This is a genomic window from Pseudonocardia sp. GCM10023141 (assembly GCF_042653605.1).
Window position 1 is genome coordinate 220752 of sequence record NZ_JBHSIR010000035.1, and the last position, 17173, is coordinate 237924.

The window sequence follows — 17173 nt, forward strand, 5'->3', positions numbered from 1 at the left end:
GGCTCGCTCGCAAGCTCGCTCACCGGGCCCTCGCCCACTCCCCGTCCAGCGCCCGCGAGATGCGGTTCACCGACAGCACGGTGGCCGCGATCGCGAAGCCGGGCATCGCGCACAGCCACCACGCGGTGGCCAGGTAGTTGCGGCCCTCCGCGATCAGCGAGCCCCACTCGGGAGCGGGCGGCGGCGCGCCGTACCCGAGGAACGACAGTGACGACACCGCCAGGATCGCCAGCCCGAACTCCAGCACGGCCAGCACCAGCACCGGGCCTGCGGCGTTGGGCAGGACGTGGCGCCACAGCGTCACGTACCAGCGGGTGCCCGCCGCCCTGGCGGCCTCGACGTAGGTGGTCTGGCGGATCCGGAGCGTCTCGGCGCGCATCACCCGTGCGAAGCTCGCGACGCTCGCCACCCCCACCGCGATGGCGACCTTGATCGTGCCGTAGCCCAGCGCGGTGATCAGCGCCAGCGACAGCAGCACCGCCGGGATCGCGAGCATGACGTCGACGACGCGCATCAGCGCCTCGTCCACCCAGCGCCCGACGAAGCCCGCCAGCAGCCCGATCAGGCCGCCGACGACCAGCGCCACGCTCACGGCGATCACCGTGGCCTGCAACGACAGCGCGGCGCCGTGCACCACGCGCGTGTAGACGTCGCGGCCGAGGTAGTCGGTGCCGAGGAGGTGGCCGGGACCGGGCGGTCGCAGCTTGGCGGCGGGGACGCCGAGGTCCGGATCGCCACCGGCGAGCAGCGTGGGCGCGAAGGCCGCGATCAGCACCAGCACCACCACCACCACCGACACCACGAGTCCCGGGCGGTGCAGCAGGAAGCGCAGCAGGCGCCTGCTGCGCGCGGATGTCGGACGGTCGGGATCCGGTGCGCTCGCCAGCGCGGGTTCGCGGATCAGCAGCTCGGTCATGCGGTCGCTCCCGCGGTGATCCTCGGGTCGAGCACGGGGTAGAGCAGGTCGACGAGCAAGTTGACGGCCACGAACACCGCGGCGGCGAACACGACGATCCCCTGCACCAGCGGGATGTCCTGCACGCCGACGGCGGCGACCGTCAGCCTGCCCAGCCCGGGTCGGGTGAACACCGTCTCCACCACCACCGAGCCCGCGATCAGGTTGCCGACCACGTACCCGAGCACCGTCAGCGCCGGGATCGCCGCGTTCTGCAGCGCGTGGCGCAGATGGATGGCCACCCGACCGACCCCCTTCGCCCGCGCCGTCACGACGTAGGGCTCCTCCAGCGCCTGGCTCAGGCTCTTGGCCAGCACCTGGGCCACCAGCGCCCCGGTCGGCAGCCCGAGCGTGATCGCCGGCAGCACCAGCGACTCGACCCCCCGAGCACCGACTGACGGCAGCAGCCGCAGCTGGAAGGAGAACAGCTCCACCAGCATCAGGCCGACCCAGAACACCGGCAGCGAGACCGCCAGCGACGGGAGCCCCATCAGCAGCTGGCGCAGCCAGCGGGCCGAGGTGTACGTGGCCACGAGCGCGACCACGCTGCCGAGCACCACCGCCACCAGCAGCCCGGACAGCGCGATCTGGATCGTCGGCGGCAGCGCCTCCCGGATCGCGGCGCCCACGTCCTGGCCGTTCTGGATGGACGTGCCGAAGTCGCCGTGCAGCGCGGCCAGCAGCTTCGTGAAGTACTGCTCGAGCACCGGGCGGTCGAAGCCGTAGCGGGCCCGCAGCGCGTCGAGCGCGGCGGGCGAGAGCGGCTCGCCGTCCAGGCCGCCGCCCGCCATCGTCGCGACGGGGTCGCCCGGCAGCAGGTAGAGCACGATGAACGAGACGGTGAACGCCGCCCAGAGCACGCCGACCGCGAGCGCGATGCGGCGCGCGAGGTAGCGGATCACGACGACTTCCACGCGTCGTGGAGCTGGATGCGCGAGGACGCGTCGAACGTGACGTCGTGGACGTCCGGGGCGACGCCGAGCACCGTGGTCAGCTCCACCACCGGCACCGTGTAGTAGTTCGCGACCAGCAGCTGCTGGGCCTGCCCGACGAGCGTGGTGCGCTTCGCCGGGTCGACCGCCGCGGCCTGGCCGGCGAGCGCGGCGTCGAGCGGGCCGGCGGGCAGGCGGTAGAAGTTGGTGCCCGCCGTGGAGTAGGTGCTGCGCAGGATGTCCGGGTCGGCCCGGGTCAGGTTGCCCCAGCTGGCCACGTAGTCACCGCTCTGCTGTACCGGCGTCGCGTCGCTGATGGGACGTTCCTTGAGCTGCAGGTCGATGCCGACGGCCTTGGCCTGCTGCTGGATCAGCTCCAGCGCGGGCTTGTTGGTGGCGGCGTTGGCGTAGAACGTGAGCTCGATGCGCAGCGGCTGCCCGGCCTTGGCCCGGATGCCGTCGGGACCGGCTGTCCAGCCGGCGGCGTCGAGCGTCGAGCCGGCCTTCGCCGGGTCGAACGCGAGCTGCGCCGACTCGTCGGCGTAGGACGGCGTGCTGGACGCGAGCGGGCTCGTGGCCGCCTTCGTCTGCGAGGTGAACACCGCGCTCACCACCTCGGGCCGGTTGATGGCCAGCGACAGGGCGGTGCGGACAGCGGGGTCGGACACGATCGGCTTCGACAGGTTGAACCCGATGCCGAACGGGAGTCCCGGGTTGGCGCGCGCGAGCAGCTGCACCCCGGCGCCGGTGAGCGGGGCCTCGTCCTGCGGGCCGATGCTGCCGATGGCGTCGACCTCGCCGGACTGCAGGCTGCCGGTGCGCACGCCCGACTCGGGCACGATCCGGAACTCCACGCCGTCCAGGTACGCATCGCCGGTGTGCGCCCACAGCGACGAGCCCCAGTTGTAGCCGGTGCGCTTGGTCAGGGTGATCGACTGGTTCTTCACGTACCCGCCGAGCACGAACGGTCCGGACCCGACGACCGCCGCGCAGCGCTCGTCGTCGGACTTCGCCACGGTGGCGGGCGCGAGGATGCCGAGGCTGTGGGTGGAGGTGCCCTGCAGGAACTGCACGTTGGGGGCGCTGAACGCCACGGTGAACTGCGTGGGGCTCTGCACGGTGGTGCCCTGGTAGCCCGCGAGGTAGCCCTTCGGCAGCGCGGCCCTGGCACCCAGCGTCGGCACCTTGTCGAAGTTCGCCTTGACGGCGCTCGCGTCGAGCGGCGTGCCGTCGCTGAAGGTGACGCCGCTGCGCAGCGTGAAGACGTACGAGGTGGCGTCGGCGTTGGCCGTCCACGCCGTGGCGAGCCAGGGCTTGATCTCACCGGACTTGGGATCCTGGTCGGTGAGCGAGTCCACCAGCTGGCGCACCGCGTAGATCGAGTCGTTGCTCGACACCTGCTGCGGATCGAGGCAGCCCTGGTCGCTGGAGACGGCGAAGCGCAGCGTCCCGCCTGCGTGCGGAGGCCCGGCAGCAGCGGGGAGCGAGGCGGACGTGCCGCAGGCGGCGAGCAGCAGGCTCGCCAGTACGGCGGTGGGCAGGAGGCGGCGCATGGGGGTCCTTCGGGAAACGGGGTGACGAGCCGGCGGCGGTGGCGCCGGAAACAGGAGCGGAGCGTCAGCCCGTACAGATGGCGGTGCAGGTGCGGCAGAGATCCACCTCGTGGCGCCAGGCGTGCCAGGTGGTGTGCAGCGGGCTCGCGCCCCCGTCCCGCGTGTCCATCACACCTCCCTCCGCTATCGCCGAAACTCATGGCCACTCTTGACGCTACGGAGCGAATCGTGAGCATTCAACCCATCGGGTGGAAATTGTGTTCCGCACCGCTGCGGGTTGACAGCACGGCCGGTCTCAACCACGGTGGAGATCAATGTTCCCGCGCGAGCTCACCCGTCGGCGTCACGTCGATCTGTCGCGCGTGTCGTCGGCCACGTGTCGCTGACCTGCTCCTGACGCCTCCAGCGCGTCCACCACATGTGCCCGCCGGCATATGTCCGTTCATTTCATCGCACTTTCCCGAATTGGGGTTCTCCATGCCCGAACAATTGCCGCCCGAACCGTTGCGATTCGCCTACTGGGTGCCCAACGTCAGCGGCGGTCTGGTCACCAGCGACATCGAGCAGCGCACCGACTGGGGCTACGACTACAACAAGAAGCTGGCGCAGACGGCCGAGAACAACGGCTTCGAGTACGCGCTCTCGCAGGTGCGGTACATGGCCAGCTACGGGGCCGACCACCAGCACGAGTCCACGAGCTTCTCGCTCGCACTGCTGCTGGCCACCGAGCGGCTCAAGGTCATCGCCGCGATCCACCCCGGGCTGTGGCAGCCGGGTGTGCTGTCGAAGTGGGTCGCGACGGCCGATCACCTGTCGAACGGACGCATCGCCGTCAACGTCGTGAGTGGCTGGCTCAAGGCCGAGTTCACCGCGCTGGGCGAGCCGTGGCTCGAACACGACGAGCGCTACCGCCGTTCCGAGGAGTTCATCCGCGTCCTGCGCGAGATCTGGACGAGCGACAGCGCGGAGTTCTCGGGAGACTTCTACCGCATCCACGACTTCGACCTGAAGCCCAAGCCCCTCGCCGTCCCCGGCCGGGCCCACCCGGAGATCTTCCAGGGCGGCAACTCCTCGGCAGCGCGCCGCAACGGCGGCCGGGTCTCGGACTGGTACTTCAGCAACGGCAAGGACTACGAGGGCTTCACCGAGCAGGTCACCGAGGTGCTCGCGCACGCCGAGGACGCCGGGCGCACGACCCCGCCGAAGTTCGGGCTCAACGGCTTCATGATCGCCCGCGACACCGAGAAGGAGGCCCGCGAGACGCTCCGCGAGATCATCGCCAAGGCCAACAAGCCGGCCGTCGAGGGCTTCCGGGACGCCGTCCAGCAGGCCGGCGCCTCCACGGGCAACAAGAAGGGTATGTGGGCGGACTCCTCGTTCGAGGACCTCGTCCAGTACAACGACGGCTTCCGCACCCAGCTCATCGGCACGCCCGAGCAGATCGCCGACCGCGCCATCGAGTACAAGCGCCGCGGCGCGAACCTGCTGCTGCTGGGCTACCTGCACTTCCAGGAGGAGGTCGAGCACTTCGGCAGCCACGTGCTGCCGATCATCCGCGAGAAGGAGGCGGAACTCCTCGAGCGCGAGCCCGCCCTGACGCACTAGCCGGTGGCCTCTCCCGCACTGGTCCGTCGGCTCCACGTCGACCTCGTCCGGATCGCGTCCTGCGTCTGTCGCTGATCGCCCGTCAGCCCGCAGGACATCCGCTTCGAGAGGAACCGACATGACCACTACCGAGAACCGGCCCGGCACCGCCGCCCCGGACTGGACCACCCGCCCCACACCCGACACGGCCGACGCCTGGATCGCCCGCGCCCACGAGGTCGCGGAGATCCTCGCCGTCGACGCGGCCGAGCGCGATCGCGCCGCCGAGACCCCGTATGCCGAGATCGCGCTGCTCAAGGACTCCGGGCTGGTCACGCTGCTCGGACCGGCCGAGCACGGCGGGGGCGGCCAGGAATGGCCCACCGCGTACCGCGTGGTCCGCGAGGTCGCGGCCGCCGACGGCTCGATCGGCCAGCTGCTGGGCTACCACTACCTGTGGAACTGGGCGGCCCGGCTCGTCGGCACGAAGGAGCAGATCGCCGCCGTCGAGGCCGAGGCCGCGCGCAACCGCTGGTTCTTCGGCGGCGCGGTCAACCCGCGCGACGCCGACGTCGTCATCCGCGACGATGGCGACCACATCGTCTACAACGGACGCAAGTCGTTCTCCACGGGCAGCCGGGTCTCCGACGTCACGGTGCTGGAAGGCGTGCTGGAGAACACCGACACGCACGTCTTCGCGATCGTGCCCAGCGACCAGCCCGGCATCACGTTCCACGACGACTGGGACAACATCGGCCAGCGCCTCACCGAGAGCGGCAGCGTCACGATCTCGGAGGTGCAGGTGCCGTGGGCCGCGGCGGCCGGGTTCGTCGACAAGGTGTTCCAGCCGCGGGTCTACAACACGCTCAACGTGCCGACGATCCAGCTCGTGTTCGTCAACTTCTACCTCGGCATCGCGCGCGGCGCGCTGGAGACCGCCGCCGAGTACACCCGAACCGAGACCCGGCCGTGGCTGCACGGCGGCTTCGACCGGGCCGTCGACGAGCCCTACCAGCTCGATCTCTACGGCGACCTCGCGTCGAAGCTGTGGGCCGTGGAAGCGCTCGCCGACCGGGTGGCCGAGGAGGGACTGGCGATCCACCACGACGCCTGGAACGTCACCGCGCAGCAGCGCGGGGAGCACGAGGTGCGGGTGGCCGCGGTGAAGGCGCGGGCGACCGAGGTCGCGCTGGAGATCACCACCAAGGTCTTCGAGGGACTCGGCGCGCGGGCCACCGCCGCGGCACTGGGCTTCGACCGGTTCTGGCGCAACGTGCGCACCCACACCCTGCACGACCCGGTCGCCTACAAGCGTCGGGAGGTCGGGGCGTTCCTGCTGCGTGACGAGCTGCCGGAACCCACCTGGTACTCCTGATCGAGGCGCCGGTGGCCGGCGGATCGACCTGGCCGGCCACCGGCTGCGGCCTGCTAGCTCAGCCGACCCGCATCCGCTGGGCGTCCCGCAGGCCGGCAGGCGCGTCGTCGAGCGGGAGGACCTTCGGCAGGAAGCGCCCGCTGCGCGCGGCGTACAGCACGTAGGACTCGCCGTGCAGCCGGGCGAGCAGCGGCTCCCGCACGCCCCGGGCCTGCACCTGGACGGCCACGACCAGCAGCACGGCGCCCAGCACCGCGATCAGCGTCGGCACCATCAGCAGCGTGCCCGCGGTGGCCACGACCATGCCCGTCAGCCCGGGGTTGCGGATGCGGGCGTGCAGGCCGCGCGTGACCAGCACCGGCTCCCGACGGCTCGGGCGGGCGTTGACCTGCGCCGCGAGCACGAGCGCCACCCCGAGCAGCGCCAGCCCGGCCCCGACGACCACCAGGCCGGGGTCGTCGAAGACCGTGATCGGGTCGATCACATCCGCGGCGACGAGCAGCGGGGCGGCCAGCCCCAGCACCGTCGAGAGCCCGAACAGGATGCGCGCCGACCACGCCGCCGGTGCGAACGCGCCACCGCGACGGCTCGCGTTCCCGCGCGTCCGGAGCCTGCCGATCCCGCCGGCGAGGGTGGCCAGCACGGCGATGCCGAGCGCGATCCAGCCCGCGGCGTGGTGATCGAGGCCGTCGGCGATCGCGGCCCACGGCGACTGCCCGCTCAGCCCCTCGATCGCCTCGTAGGCGAGCACGGCGCCGAAGACGAAGAACAGGACCGCCGCGCCGATCTTGACCAGCCGCTCGGGCAGCATCCGGCCCAGCTGCCTGCCCACGACGATGGCGAGCGCGTCGGCAGCCACCATCCCGACCGTGGAACCGAGCCAGACGCCGAACCAGCCGTACTGGGTGGCCAGCGTGATCGTGGCCAGCATCGTCTTGTCGCCCAGCTCGGCGAGGAAGAACGCCACCGACGCGGCGACGACGGCCGAGCCGCCAGCGCGGTCGGCCTTGGTGCGTTCGGCCTCGCTCAGGGAGTCACCGCGCAGCGACCATGCCCCGAAGCCGACGAACGCGACGGCTGCGGCGAGCGCGATCCAGCCCGTCGGCAGCGCCGCGCCGAAGCTGTGCCCGACGGCCACCGAGATCAGGTGCACCACCGCGGTGGCGATGGTGATGCCGACCAGCACCGGGAGCATGCGGTAGCGGGTGGCGAACGTGAGCGCCATGAGCTGGGACTTGTCGCCCAGCTCCGCAACGAAGACCACCGCGAAGCTCACGGCGCACGCCAGCAGGAAACCGTCCATCGACCTGATCGACCCCTCGATCTCGGTCCGGATCGGGGTCGCGAGCGGCTCCGATCCGGAAAGTGCTGCACCGGATCGAAGGTCTCGCTCGCCTCACCGCGGGTGGTGCCGCGGGACAGGCCGTGCGGCCGGGCTGCCATGTGGGATCGGCGAGCCAGTATGTCGACCGCGACGTTGGGAGCTACTCCCCTTCGCGACCGTCAGTCTACGCAGCGTCGAGGACATCGTCGGCGTCGCGGCCGTCACACGTCCTGGTGTGCCGCCCAGACCCCACCTAACGTTCGTTCAACAGCCCTGCGTGAGGAGCCCACCATGCCCGAGGCCGTCATCGTCGACGCGGTCCGCACCCCCATCGGCAAGCGGAAGGGTTCGCTCGCCGACGTCCACCCGGTCGATCTCTCCGCCGTCGTGCTGCGCGCGCTCGTCGAGCGCACCGGCGTCGACCCGCAGCTGATCGACGACGTGCTGTGGGGCTGCGTGAACCAGGTCGGCGACCAGGCCGCGCAGATCGGGCGCTACGCCGTGCTCGCGGCGGGCTGGCCGGAGTCGGTGCCCGGCGTCACGATCAACCGGGCCTGCGGGTCGAGCCAGTCGTCGTTCGACTTCGCCGCCGGGATGGTGGCCTCGGGGCAGTACGACCTGGTCGTCGCGGGCGGCGTGGAGTCGATGACGCGCGTTCCGCTGGGCTCGGGACGCGACATCGGCTCGCTGTTCGGCCCGCTCGTGCGCGAGCGCTACGCCGCCGACCTGACCAGCGGCGAGTTCCCCGGCGGCGACTTCAACCAGGGCGTGGGCGCGGAGCGGATCGCGGCGCACTGGGGCCTCTCGCGCCACCGCCTCGACGAGTACTCCGCGCGCTCGCACGAGCTGGCCGCCGCCGCCATCGACGCCGGCGCGTTCGACGCCCAGCTCGCCGCGGTGCCCGCTGCGCCCGGCCTCACCGCCGACGAGGGGCTGCGTCGCGGCACCACCCCGGAGACGCTGGCCAAGCTCAAGCCCAGCTTCCGCGAGGGCGGTGTGATCCACGCCGGCAACGCGTCGCAGATCTCCGACGGCGCGTCCGCCGTGCTCATCGCCTCGGCGGAGCGGGCCGCCGAGCTGGGCCTGACGCCGATCGCGCGCTACCACTCCGGCGCCGTCAGCGGGGCCGACCCGCTGATGATGCTCACCGGCCCCATCCCCGCCACCCAGAAGGTGCTCAAGCGCTCCGGACTGTCGATCTCCGACATCGGCGCGTTCGAGGTCAACGAGGCCTTCGCGCCCGTCCCGCTGGCGTGGCTGGCCGAGCTCGGCGCCGACGAGTCCCGCCTCAACCCGCTCGGCGGCGCCATCGCCGTCGGGCATCCGCTGGGGGCGTCGGGCACCGTGCTGATGACGCGGCTGCTGCACCACATGCGCGACAACGACATCCGCTACGGCCTGCAGACGATGTGCGAGGGCGGCGGCACCGCCAACGCCACGATCGTGGAGCTCCTGCGCTGAGCGCTCGCACACACCGCAACGCGCCCGCACACACCGTGCACGATGTGTGCGGTGCCTCTGCGGTGTGTGCGACCTAGGGGTGCATTCGACCTCCGGATTGCGCGGATGTTGGCCTCCGCGGGTTCTGCTGGTGTACCAATGGCCCATGAGCGCGCCCGCAGCCGAGACCGACAAGCAGCGGATGCTGCGTGCGCGGCTCGCCGACCTGATCGCGGCGATGTCGCCGGGCGAGCCGCTGCCCGCCGAGCGCGACCTCGCCCGCGACCTCGGCGTCGCCCGCATGACGCTGCGCCGCGCCGTCGACTCGATGGTGGCCGAGTCCCTGCTGGTGCGCCGGCAAGGCGCCGGGACGTTCGTGGCGCCCGCCAAGGTGGCGCACCGGCTGGCCGCCAACTCGTTCTCCGCCGACATGCGCGCCCGCGGCATGCGACCGGGCAGCCGCACGCTCCGGACCGGACGCGCCCCGGCGGGCGTCATGCTCGCTGCACTGCTCGAGGTGCCTGCCGGCGCCCCGGTGCTGCACGTGCGCAGGCTCCGGCTGGCCGATGACGAGCCGATGGCCGTCGAGGACCTGCACGTACCCGGCGACCTCGTGCCCGGGCTGCGCGGCGAGGACCTCGAGGACAGCTCGTACTACGAGCTGCTCGCCCAGCGCTACGGCCACCGCATCACGTCCGGCACGCAGACCGCGGAGGCGGCGCTGACCAGCACCGACGATGCCGCCGCGCTCGGGGTGACCGCCGGCTCGCCCGCGTTCTGCTTCGAACGCACCTGCCGCGTCGACGGTGGCCGGGTCGCCGAGTTCGTGCGCTCGGTCTACCGCGGCGACCGCTACCGGATCATGGTCGACATCTTCCCGACCTGAGCTCCGAGGTCCGGGCCCGCCCGGAATCCCGTTCCGAAATCCGCCCGAATCCTTGACCGGGGCCGGGGCGTCCGGGTTAAAGTCTCGCCCATATTAGACCTCTGGTCTCACAAAGCGGTCTGCTTCGCGACGGGGCGAGGAACTTTCTCGGAAGGGAACCACCATGTGGTCGATGACCGGAGCACGCGCGGTACGCCGCGCGGGCGTCGCGCTGACGGCGGTGGCGGCGCTCGCGCTCGCCGGCTGCGGCGGCAGCAGCGCCCCCGCGGCGGGCGGATCGCCCGCCGACGGAACCGGCAAGACGGTCACCCTCTGGATCATGGAGGGCACCAACCCGAACTCCAAGCCGTTCTTCGACGACCTGAAGGCCGCGTTCACCAAGCAGACCGGCGCCACCCTCGACGTCCAGTTCCAGCAGTGGGCCTCGGCGCACGACAAGTTCCTGACCTCGATCGCCGGCAAGACCACGCCGGACGTCGCCGAGATCGGCACCACCTGGGCGGGCGAGTTCGGTGACATCGGCGCGCTGGTCGACCTCACCCAGCAGGTGAAGCAGGCCGGCCTCACCGACGGGCTGGTGGCCGGCCTCAAGGAGGCGGGCACGCTCGACGGCGGGCTCTACGGCATGCCCTGGTACGCGGGCGTCCGCTCGGTGGTCTACCGCACCGACGTCTTCCAGGAGCTGGGCATCACCCCGCCCACCACCTGGGACGAGATGGTCGCCGCCGCCGCGAAGATCAAGGCCGCGAAGCCGGACATGCTGCCGTTCCCGATCGCGGGCGACAACGAGTTCGCCGTCTACCCGTTCGTCTGGGGCGCCGGTGGCCAGATCGCCACCGAGAAGGATGGCAAGTGGACCTCGGCGATCGACTCACCCGAGTCGCGCAAGGGCATCCAGTTCTACTCCGACCTCGCGGTGAAGAACGGCTTCTCCACCCCCGCCGCGGCGACATGGCGCGAGACCGACCTGCGTGACGCCTTCACCAAGGGCCAGGCCGCGATGACGATCTCCGGCAGCTGGACGCCGAAGGCGATCCTGCAGGCCGCACCCGACCTGAAGGGCAAGATCGGCGCGTTCGCCCTCCCCGGCCCGACCGGCGGGCTCGCGCCGTCCGTGCTCGGCGGGTCGCTCCTGTCGATCTTCGACGGCACCAAGAACCCGGAGCTGGCGTGGGAGCTCGTCAAGCTGATGGGCACCGGTGACTTCGCCCAGAAGTGGAGCAGCGACTCGAGCTACTTCCCCGGCACCACCGCGCTCATGCAGCAGGCCGCGCAGTCCCCGGACCCGCTGGTGGCGCCGTTCGCCAAGCAGATGGTGGACGCCGGGCGCAGCGTGCCCGTCACCCCGCTGTTCGGCAAGATCCAGGGCAAGAAGACGATCGCGGCGATGATGCGGTCCATCCTCACCGGCGAGAAGACGGTCGAGAAGGCCACCTCGGACGCGGCCGCCGAGATGAACCAGATCTTCGCAGGATCGTGACGACCGTCTCGCCACGCACGACGCCGAGCCGGGCCGCGGGCACCCCCGCGGCCCGGCCGGGCCGTCCCACCCGCCGTCCGGGCTCGCAGAAGTGGCGGCCGTGGCTGCTGCTGGCGCCCGCACTGGTGGCGATGGCGGGCCTGCTGCTGTGGCCGCTGATCCGGGTGGTCGTGCTGTCGCTGCAGAACTTCGGGCTGCGCGAGCTGCGGACCGGGGCGAACAACTGGGTCGGGCTCGACAACTACGGCTCGGTGCTGGGCACCAGCACGCTGTGGACCACCGTCCTGCCCAACACGGTGGTCTTCGCGATCGTGACGGTGCTGCTCACCGTGGTGCTCGGCACGCTGGTGGCGCTGCTGCTCGCGAAGCTCAAGCCGCTGACCCGCGGCCTGGTCACCACCGCGATCATGGCGGCGTGGGCGATCCCGGCGGTCACGGGCACCTACGTGTGGGTCTTCCTGTTCACCCCGGGTGACGGGGTCGCACTGCAGGCGCTGCAGGCCTTCGGGCTGGTCGACGCGGCCACCGCCAACCCGTTCAACGACCGGATCTCGTTCTACGCGATCGCCGCGCTCAACGTGGTGCACCACGGCTTCCCGTTCGTCGCGCTCACCGTGCTGGCCGGGCTGATGACGATCCCGAAGGAGCTCACCGAGGCCGCGCTGATGGACGGCGCGAACGCGTGGCGGCGCTTCTGGTCGGTGACGTTCCCGATGCTGCGGCAGGTGTTCGCCGTGGTCACGGTGCTCTCGACCATCTGGGACTTCAAGGTGTTCACGCAGATCTACCTGATGCCCGGCGGTGACGGGATCAACCGGGGCGTGCTCAACCTCGGCACCTGGTCCTACTCGGAGTCCTTCGCCCAGAACAAGTTCGGGGTCGGCGCCGCCATCGCCGTGCTGCTCACCCTGCTACTGCTCGGGATCACGCTCGCCTACCTGCGGCTGCTGTTCAAGGAGGAGGAGCTGTGACGATCCGGTCCGTCGGCAAGGGCGTCGGGGTCGCCGCGGTGCTGGCGTTCACGCTGCTGCCCGTCTGGATGATGGTCTCCACCTCGCTCAACGGCCGGGCCAACGCGGGTTCGCGCACGCTGTGGCCCGACAGCTGGACGTTCGACAACTTCACCTACGTCTTCCGCGAGGGCGGCTTCGGCACCTACCTGCTCAACTCGCTGATCGTCGCCATCGCCACGGTCATCATCAGCGCCGCGCTGGCGATGCTGGCCGCCGTGGCCGTGGCCCGGTTCCGCTTCCGCTTCCGCACGTCGGTGCTGGTGATGGTCCTGATCATCCAGATGGTGCCGCTGGAGGCGCTGGTCATCCCGCTGTTCGTGCAGGCGCGCAACCTCGGGATGCTCAACAGCCTGATGGGCCTGGTCATCGTCTACCTGGCGTTCTCGCTGCCGTTCGCGATCTGGACGCTGCGCGGCTTCGTCGCCGCGGTGCCCGTCGAGCTCGAGGAGGCCGCCTTCCTCGACGGGGCGTCGTGGTGGCGGATGTTCTGGTCGGTGCTGTTCCCGCTGGTCGCGCCGGGCCTGGTGGCCACCAGCGTCTTCTCCTTCATCACCGCGTGGAACGAGTTCATCTTCGCGCTGACGTTCATGTCGCAGGACGACAACTACACGGTGGCGGTCGGGCTGCGGCAGTTCTTCGGCCAGCACGGCACCGACTGGGGCTCGGTGATGGCCGCGTCCACGATCATCACGATCCCGGTGATGATCTTCTTCATCATCGCGCAGAAGCGGCTCACCGACGGGCTCGTCGCGGGCGCGGTGAAGGGGTGACCGATCCGGCGCTGGAACGGCTGGCCGACGGTGTGCTCCTGCCCGGTTTCGCCGGTCCGCGGGTGCCCGACTGGCTCGCGCGGGCGATCGACGGCGGGCTGGGCGGGGTCTGCGTGTTCGCCTCCAACGTCGAGGCCGGGTTCACCGGCCTGACCGCCGAGCTGCACGCCCGTCGGCCCGGCTTCCTCATCGCCTCGGACGAGGAGGGCGGCTCGGTCACCCGGCTCGAGCACGCCGCCGGCTCGTCGTGGCCTGCCGCCGCGGCACTCGGGCGCCTCGACGACGTCGTCGCCACCGAGGCCGTCGCGGCCGGGCTGGGCCGCCAGTGCCGGGCAGCGGGCATCGACCTCGTGCTCGCCCCCGTCGCGGACGTCAACGCCGAGCCGGAGAACCCGGTGATCGGCATCCGCTCCTTCGGCGCCACCGCCGACCTCGTGTCCCGGCACACCGCGGCGTTCGTGCGCGGGCTGCAGGGCGCGGGGGTGGCAGCCGCGGCCAAGCACTTCCCCGGCCACGGGTCCACCACCGTCGACTCGCACGTGGCGCTGCCGACCGTCGCGGCCGACGTGGCGACGCTGCGCTCCCGGGACCTGCCGCCGTTCGCGGCCGCGGTCGGCGCGGGCGTGCGCGCGGTCCTCACCGCCCACGTCGTCTTCCCCGCGCTGGACCCCGCGCCGGCCACGATGAGCGCCACGGTGCTCGGGCTGCTGCGCACCGAGCTGGGCTTCGACGGCGTCGTCATCAGCGACGCGCTGGACATGCACGCGATCGCCCAGGGCATCGGCCGGGGCCCGGGTGCGGTGGCCGCGCTCGCCGCGGGCGTCGACCTGCTGTGCACCGGCAACCCCGGGTTCCCCACGCCCTACGACGACGAGCTCGGCTACCGTGAGGTGCGCGACGCCGTGCTCGCGGCGCTGCAGGACGGCACGCTCTCCCGCGCGCGGGTGGAGCAGGCGCAACAGCGCGTCGCGGAGCTGTCCGGCTGGATCGGAGCGCGTCCGGTGCTCCCGTTCACCGGTACCGGTGCCGGCTCTGCCGTGCTGCGCCGCGTCGTGGACGTGGTCGGCGACGTGGGCGTGGGACGGGGGGCCCACGTCGTCGACCTGACACACGGGCCGGGCGTCGCGGCGGGCGCCCACGAACCGTGGCTGGTCGCGGCCCTGCGGACGCGCGACGCGAGCGTCACCGTGGGCGCCGTCCTCGATCCGCTGCCGGCCGGGCGTCCGGTCGTCGCGCTGGTCGACGGGCCGAACGCGGCACTCGCCGACCTGAGGGCACAGCGGCCCGACACGGTCGTGGTACAGATCGGGCTGCCGGTCGAGGGGGCATCGGTGTCGCCGTCGGTGACGCTGTGGGGGGACGGGCGGGTGCACGCCGAGACGGCTGCCGACCTGCTCGAACGCACGACGGACAAGGGGTAGATGGGTGAGCCAGGAACTGGACGGGCTCGGCACCGAGGGCGCTCGGCCGGGGCTCGAGGACCTCAACGAGCGGTCCCCGGGTGACATCGTCGACGTGCTGCTGGCGGCCGAGGCCGCGGTGCCCGCGGTGCTCGCCGCGGCATCGAGGCAGCTGGCCGAGGCCGTCGCGCTCGCCGAGCACGCGCTCGGCGGGGGCGGGCGGCTGATCTACGTCGGCGCCGGCACCCCCGGCCGCCTCGCCGCGCTCGACGCCGCCGAGTGCCTGCCGACCTTCGGCGTGTCGTCCGAGATGGTGCAGGCGGTGCTGGCCGGGGGTTCGCGGGCCGCCGACATGGCGGTCGAGGGCGCCGAGGACGACACCGCAGCGGGCGCGGCCGACCTGCGCGAGCGCTCCCCCGGCCCGCTCGACCTCGTCGTGGGGATCTCCGCCTCGGGCCGGACGCCGTACGTGCTCGCCGCGCTCGACGTGGCCCGGGCCGCGGGTGCGGCCACCGTCGCGATCGTCAACAACGCCGACAGCCCGGCAGCCGCCCGCGCCGACGTCGCCGTCGAGCTGCTCACCGGGCCCGAGGTGATCTCCGGGTCCACCCGGCTGACCGCAGGCACCGCCCAGAAGGTGGCCCTCAACGTGCTGTCGACGGCCGCGATGGTGCGCATCGGCCGCACCCACGGTCCGTGGATGATCGACGTGGTCGCCTCGAACGAGAAGCTGCGCCGCCGCGCGCAGCGGATCCTGATCGAGATCACCGGGGCCGACCAGGCGGCCGTCGGCGCCGCGCTGGACGCGGCGGCGGGCAACACCCGCGCCGCGCTGCAGCAACTGCTGGCAACCTGAGACCGAAACGCGAACGGATTCCCAGGCGCTCCTCAGCTACCTCCCAGAAACGGGAGGCAATCTATGTGTCATGAGCGACGAGCAGAGGGAGCAGGGCCGGGACGCGAGCGCACCGACCGATCGCCCCCGTACCGAGCAGCCCCCCGTTCCGTCCTACACCGCGGCCACCGCACCCGTGGGCGGCGCCCCCGCCGGCGGCAATCCCCCTGGTGGCAATCCCGCCGGCAATCCCGGCGGTCACGGTCCCGCGTACCCCGGCCCGGCCCAGTCCGGCCCGAGCTGGTCGTCGGGCCCGCCGCACTACGGCACCAACCCCTACAGCCAGACCGCGGTCAACCCGCTGCCCGGCCCCACCACCGAGAAGCCGCGCAAGCAGCGCGCCATGGGCGGGATCGTGGCCGCGGCCCTGATCGCCGGCATCGTCGGCGGCGGCGCCGGTTTCGGTGGCGCCTACGCGCTGCTGGGCAGCCCGTCGGGCGGCACGCAGCTCACGTCGTCGCCGTCGAGCACCAACGCCTCGGCCCTCACCCCGGGTTCGGTGCCGGCCGCCGCGGCGAAGATGACGCCGAGCACCGTCGACATCCAGGGGAAGGTCGCGCAGGGCACCGTCGAGGGCACGGGCGTGATCCTCACCGCCGACGGCAACGTGCTCACCAACAACCACGTCGTCGCGGGCACCCAGGGCCCGGTCACCGTCACGCTGGCCGACGGCACCACGCACACGGCCACCATCGTCGGCACCTCCCCGAGCTACGACCTCGCGGTCCTCAAGATCCAGAACGTCTCCGGCCTCACCCCCGCCACGCTCGGTCGCAGCGCCGACCTGCAGGTGGGCCAGACCGTGGTGGCCATCGGCTCGCCGAAGGGCCTCACCGGCACCGTCACCAGCGGCATCGTCAGCGCGTTCAACCGCACCGTCTCCACGCAGGGCGAGGACGGCTCGGCCATCGTCTACAACGGGCTGCAGACCGACGCGGCGATCAACCCCGGCAACTCCGGTGGCCCGCTGATCAACCTCGACGGCCAGGTGGTCGGCATCGACTCGGCCATCGCCACCGGCGGCGGCCAGAGCGACGGCAGCATCGGCCTCGGCTTCGCCATCCCGATCGACCAGGCCAAGCGCATCGCGCAGGAGATCATGAGCACCGGCACGGCCAGCAAGCCGGTGCTCGGCGTGCAGGGCAACGCGGCCGGCTCGGGCACCGGTGGGGCGCAGATCGGCCAGGTCGTGGCGGGCTCGCCTGCCGCAGCGGCCGGGCTCGCCGCGGGCGACGTCGTCACGAAGGTCGGCGACGCCACGGTGCAGAACTTCGCCGACCTCATCGCCCGGATCGGCTCCTACGCACCCGGCCAGCAGGTCACGCTCACCCTCACCAACGGCGGGGCCACCCGCACCGCCCAGGTCACGCTCGGCAGCCAGCCCGACAAGGCCGCCAGCACCAGCACCGGCGGGGAGAGCACCAGCCCGTTCGGCCGCTCGCCCTTCGGCGGTGGCAACGGCGGGGGCAACGGCGGCACCGGCGGCGGCAACGGCGAGGGCGGCAACGGCAGCCCGTTCGGCGGCAACTGACCACCTGAAAACCGGCCTCGGCGGATCCACTTCCG

Annotated in this window: 16 protein-coding genes; 12 read left to right on the plus strand and 4 right to left on the minus strand. The window is 72.0% G+C overall.

All coding sequences use genetic code 11. The annotated features are described in order from the left end of the window. Positions 1 to 19: 19 nt before the first annotated feature. Genes ACFPFQ_RS21330 through ACFPFQ_RS21340 form a run of 3 tightly spaced genes read right to left on the minus strand, consistent with a single transcriptional unit; the run spans position 20 to position 3440 of the window. Positions 20 to 916, minus strand: coding sequence for an ABC transporter permease (locus ACFPFQ_RS21330; protein WP_379621462.1), 897 nt, complete (start codon positions 914 to 916; stop codon positions 20 to 22). Beyond that, entirely contained in the window at positions 913 to 1869 is a 957-nt protein-coding gene (locus ACFPFQ_RS21335; protein WP_379621464.1) for an ABC transporter permease, read from the minus strand. Before ACFPFQ_RS21335 ends, ACFPFQ_RS21330 begins: the two co-directional genes overlap by 4 nt. Beyond that, positions 1854 to 3440 carry an ABC transporter substrate-binding protein gene (locus ACFPFQ_RS21340; protein ID WP_379621466.1) on the minus strand — a complete coding sequence of 529 codons (1587 nt, stop codon included), beginning with the start codon at positions 3438 to 3440 and terminating at the stop codon, positions 1854 to 1856. Before ACFPFQ_RS21340 ends, ACFPFQ_RS21335 begins: the two co-directional genes overlap by 16 nt. Before the next feature lie 314 nt (positions 3441 to 3754). Here ACFPFQ_RS21340 and ACFPFQ_RS21345 point away from each other — a divergent pair, with 314 nt between their 5' ends. From ACFPFQ_RS21345 to ACFPFQ_RS21360, 4 genes are all read left to right on the plus strand, one after another. Further along, the gene (locus ACFPFQ_RS21345) at positions 3755 to 3826 is read left to right on the plus strand and encodes a putative leader peptide (protein ID WP_379621790.1); all 72 of its coding nucleotides are present in this window, start codon (positions 3755 to 3757) and stop codon (positions 3824 to 3826) included. A gap of 91 nt (positions 3827 to 3917) precedes the next feature. Beyond that, positions 3918 to 5045: a dimethylsulfone monooxygenase SfnG gene (gene sfnG / locus ACFPFQ_RS21350; protein ID WP_379621468.1), complete on the plus strand. Its 1128-nt coding sequence runs from the start codon at positions 3918 to 3920 to the stop codon at positions 5043 to 5045. Positions 5046 to 5048: 3 nt separating this feature from the next. Beyond that, on the plus strand, positions 5049 to 5120 hold the full coding sequence (locus tag ACFPFQ_RS21355) for a putative leader peptide (protein ID WP_379621792.1): 72 nt from the start codon (positions 5049 to 5051) through the stop codon (positions 5118 to 5120). A 43-nt stretch (positions 5121 to 5163) separates the two neighbouring features. After that, positions 5164 to 6399, plus strand: a complete 1236-nt coding sequence (locus ACFPFQ_RS21360; protein ID WP_379621470.1) for an acyl-CoA dehydrogenase family protein — start codon at positions 5164 to 5166, stop codon at positions 6397 to 6399. A 58-nt stretch (positions 6400 to 6457) separates the two neighbouring features. Here ACFPFQ_RS21360 and ACFPFQ_RS21365 read toward each other — a convergent pair whose 3' ends face one another. Beyond that, positions 6458 to 7702: a TMEM165/GDT1 family protein gene (locus tag ACFPFQ_RS21365; protein WP_379621473.1), complete on the minus strand. Its 1245-nt coding sequence runs from the start codon at positions 7700 to 7702 to the stop codon at positions 6458 to 6460. A 312-nt stretch (positions 7703 to 8014) separates the two neighbouring features. On the opposite strand from ACFPFQ_RS21365, the gene ACFPFQ_RS21370 reads away from it, so the two are divergent. The 8 genes from ACFPFQ_RS21370 to ACFPFQ_RS21405 all read left to right on the plus strand — a co-directional run bounded on the left by ACFPFQ_RS21370 (position 8015) and on the right by ACFPFQ_RS21405 (position 17138). After that, positions 8015 to 9184: a thiolase family protein gene (locus ACFPFQ_RS21370; protein WP_379621475.1), complete on the plus strand. Its 1170-nt coding sequence runs from the start codon at positions 8015 to 8017 to the stop codon at positions 9182 to 9184. Between the two features lie 145 nt (positions 9185 to 9329). Further along, entirely contained in the window at positions 9330 to 10049 is a 720-nt protein-coding gene (locus ACFPFQ_RS21375; protein ID WP_379621477.1) for a GntR family transcriptional regulator, read from the plus strand. A 172-nt stretch (positions 10050 to 10221) separates the two neighbouring features. Further along, positions 10222 to 11529 (plus strand): sugar ABC transporter substrate-binding protein, encoded by a 1308-nt coding sequence (locus ACFPFQ_RS21380; RefSeq protein ID WP_379621479.1) that lies wholly within the window; start codon positions 10222 to 10224, stop codon positions 11527 to 11529. Then, positions 11526 to 12500 (plus strand): carbohydrate ABC transporter permease, encoded by a 975-nt coding sequence (locus ACFPFQ_RS21385; protein WP_379621481.1) that lies wholly within the window; start codon positions 11526 to 11528, stop codon positions 12498 to 12500. Before ACFPFQ_RS21380 ends, ACFPFQ_RS21385 begins: the two co-directional genes overlap by 4 nt. Beyond that, positions 12497 to 13312: a carbohydrate ABC transporter permease gene (locus tag ACFPFQ_RS21390; RefSeq protein WP_379621483.1), complete on the plus strand. Its 816-nt coding sequence runs from the start codon at positions 12497 to 12499 to the stop codon at positions 13310 to 13312. Before ACFPFQ_RS21385 ends, ACFPFQ_RS21390 begins: the two co-directional genes overlap by 4 nt. Beyond that, positions 13309 to 14733, plus strand: a complete 1425-nt coding sequence (locus tag ACFPFQ_RS21395; protein WP_379621485.1) for a glycoside hydrolase family 3 N-terminal domain-containing protein — start codon at positions 13309 to 13311, stop codon at positions 14731 to 14733. Before ACFPFQ_RS21390 ends, ACFPFQ_RS21395 begins: the two co-directional genes overlap by 4 nt. A gap of 4 nt (positions 14734 to 14737) precedes the next feature. Then, positions 14738 to 15568 (plus strand): N-acetylmuramic acid 6-phosphate etherase, encoded by an 831-nt coding sequence (locus tag ACFPFQ_RS21400; RefSeq protein WP_379621487.1) that lies wholly within the window; start codon positions 14738 to 14740, stop codon positions 15566 to 15568. A 70-nt stretch (positions 15569 to 15638) separates the two neighbouring features. Further along, positions 15639 to 17138 carry a S1C family serine protease gene (locus tag ACFPFQ_RS21405; protein WP_379621489.1) on the plus strand — a complete coding sequence of 500 codons (1500 nt, stop codon included), beginning with the start codon at positions 15639 to 15641 and terminating at the stop codon, positions 17136 to 17138. Positions 17139 to 17173 lie beyond the last annotated feature (35 nt).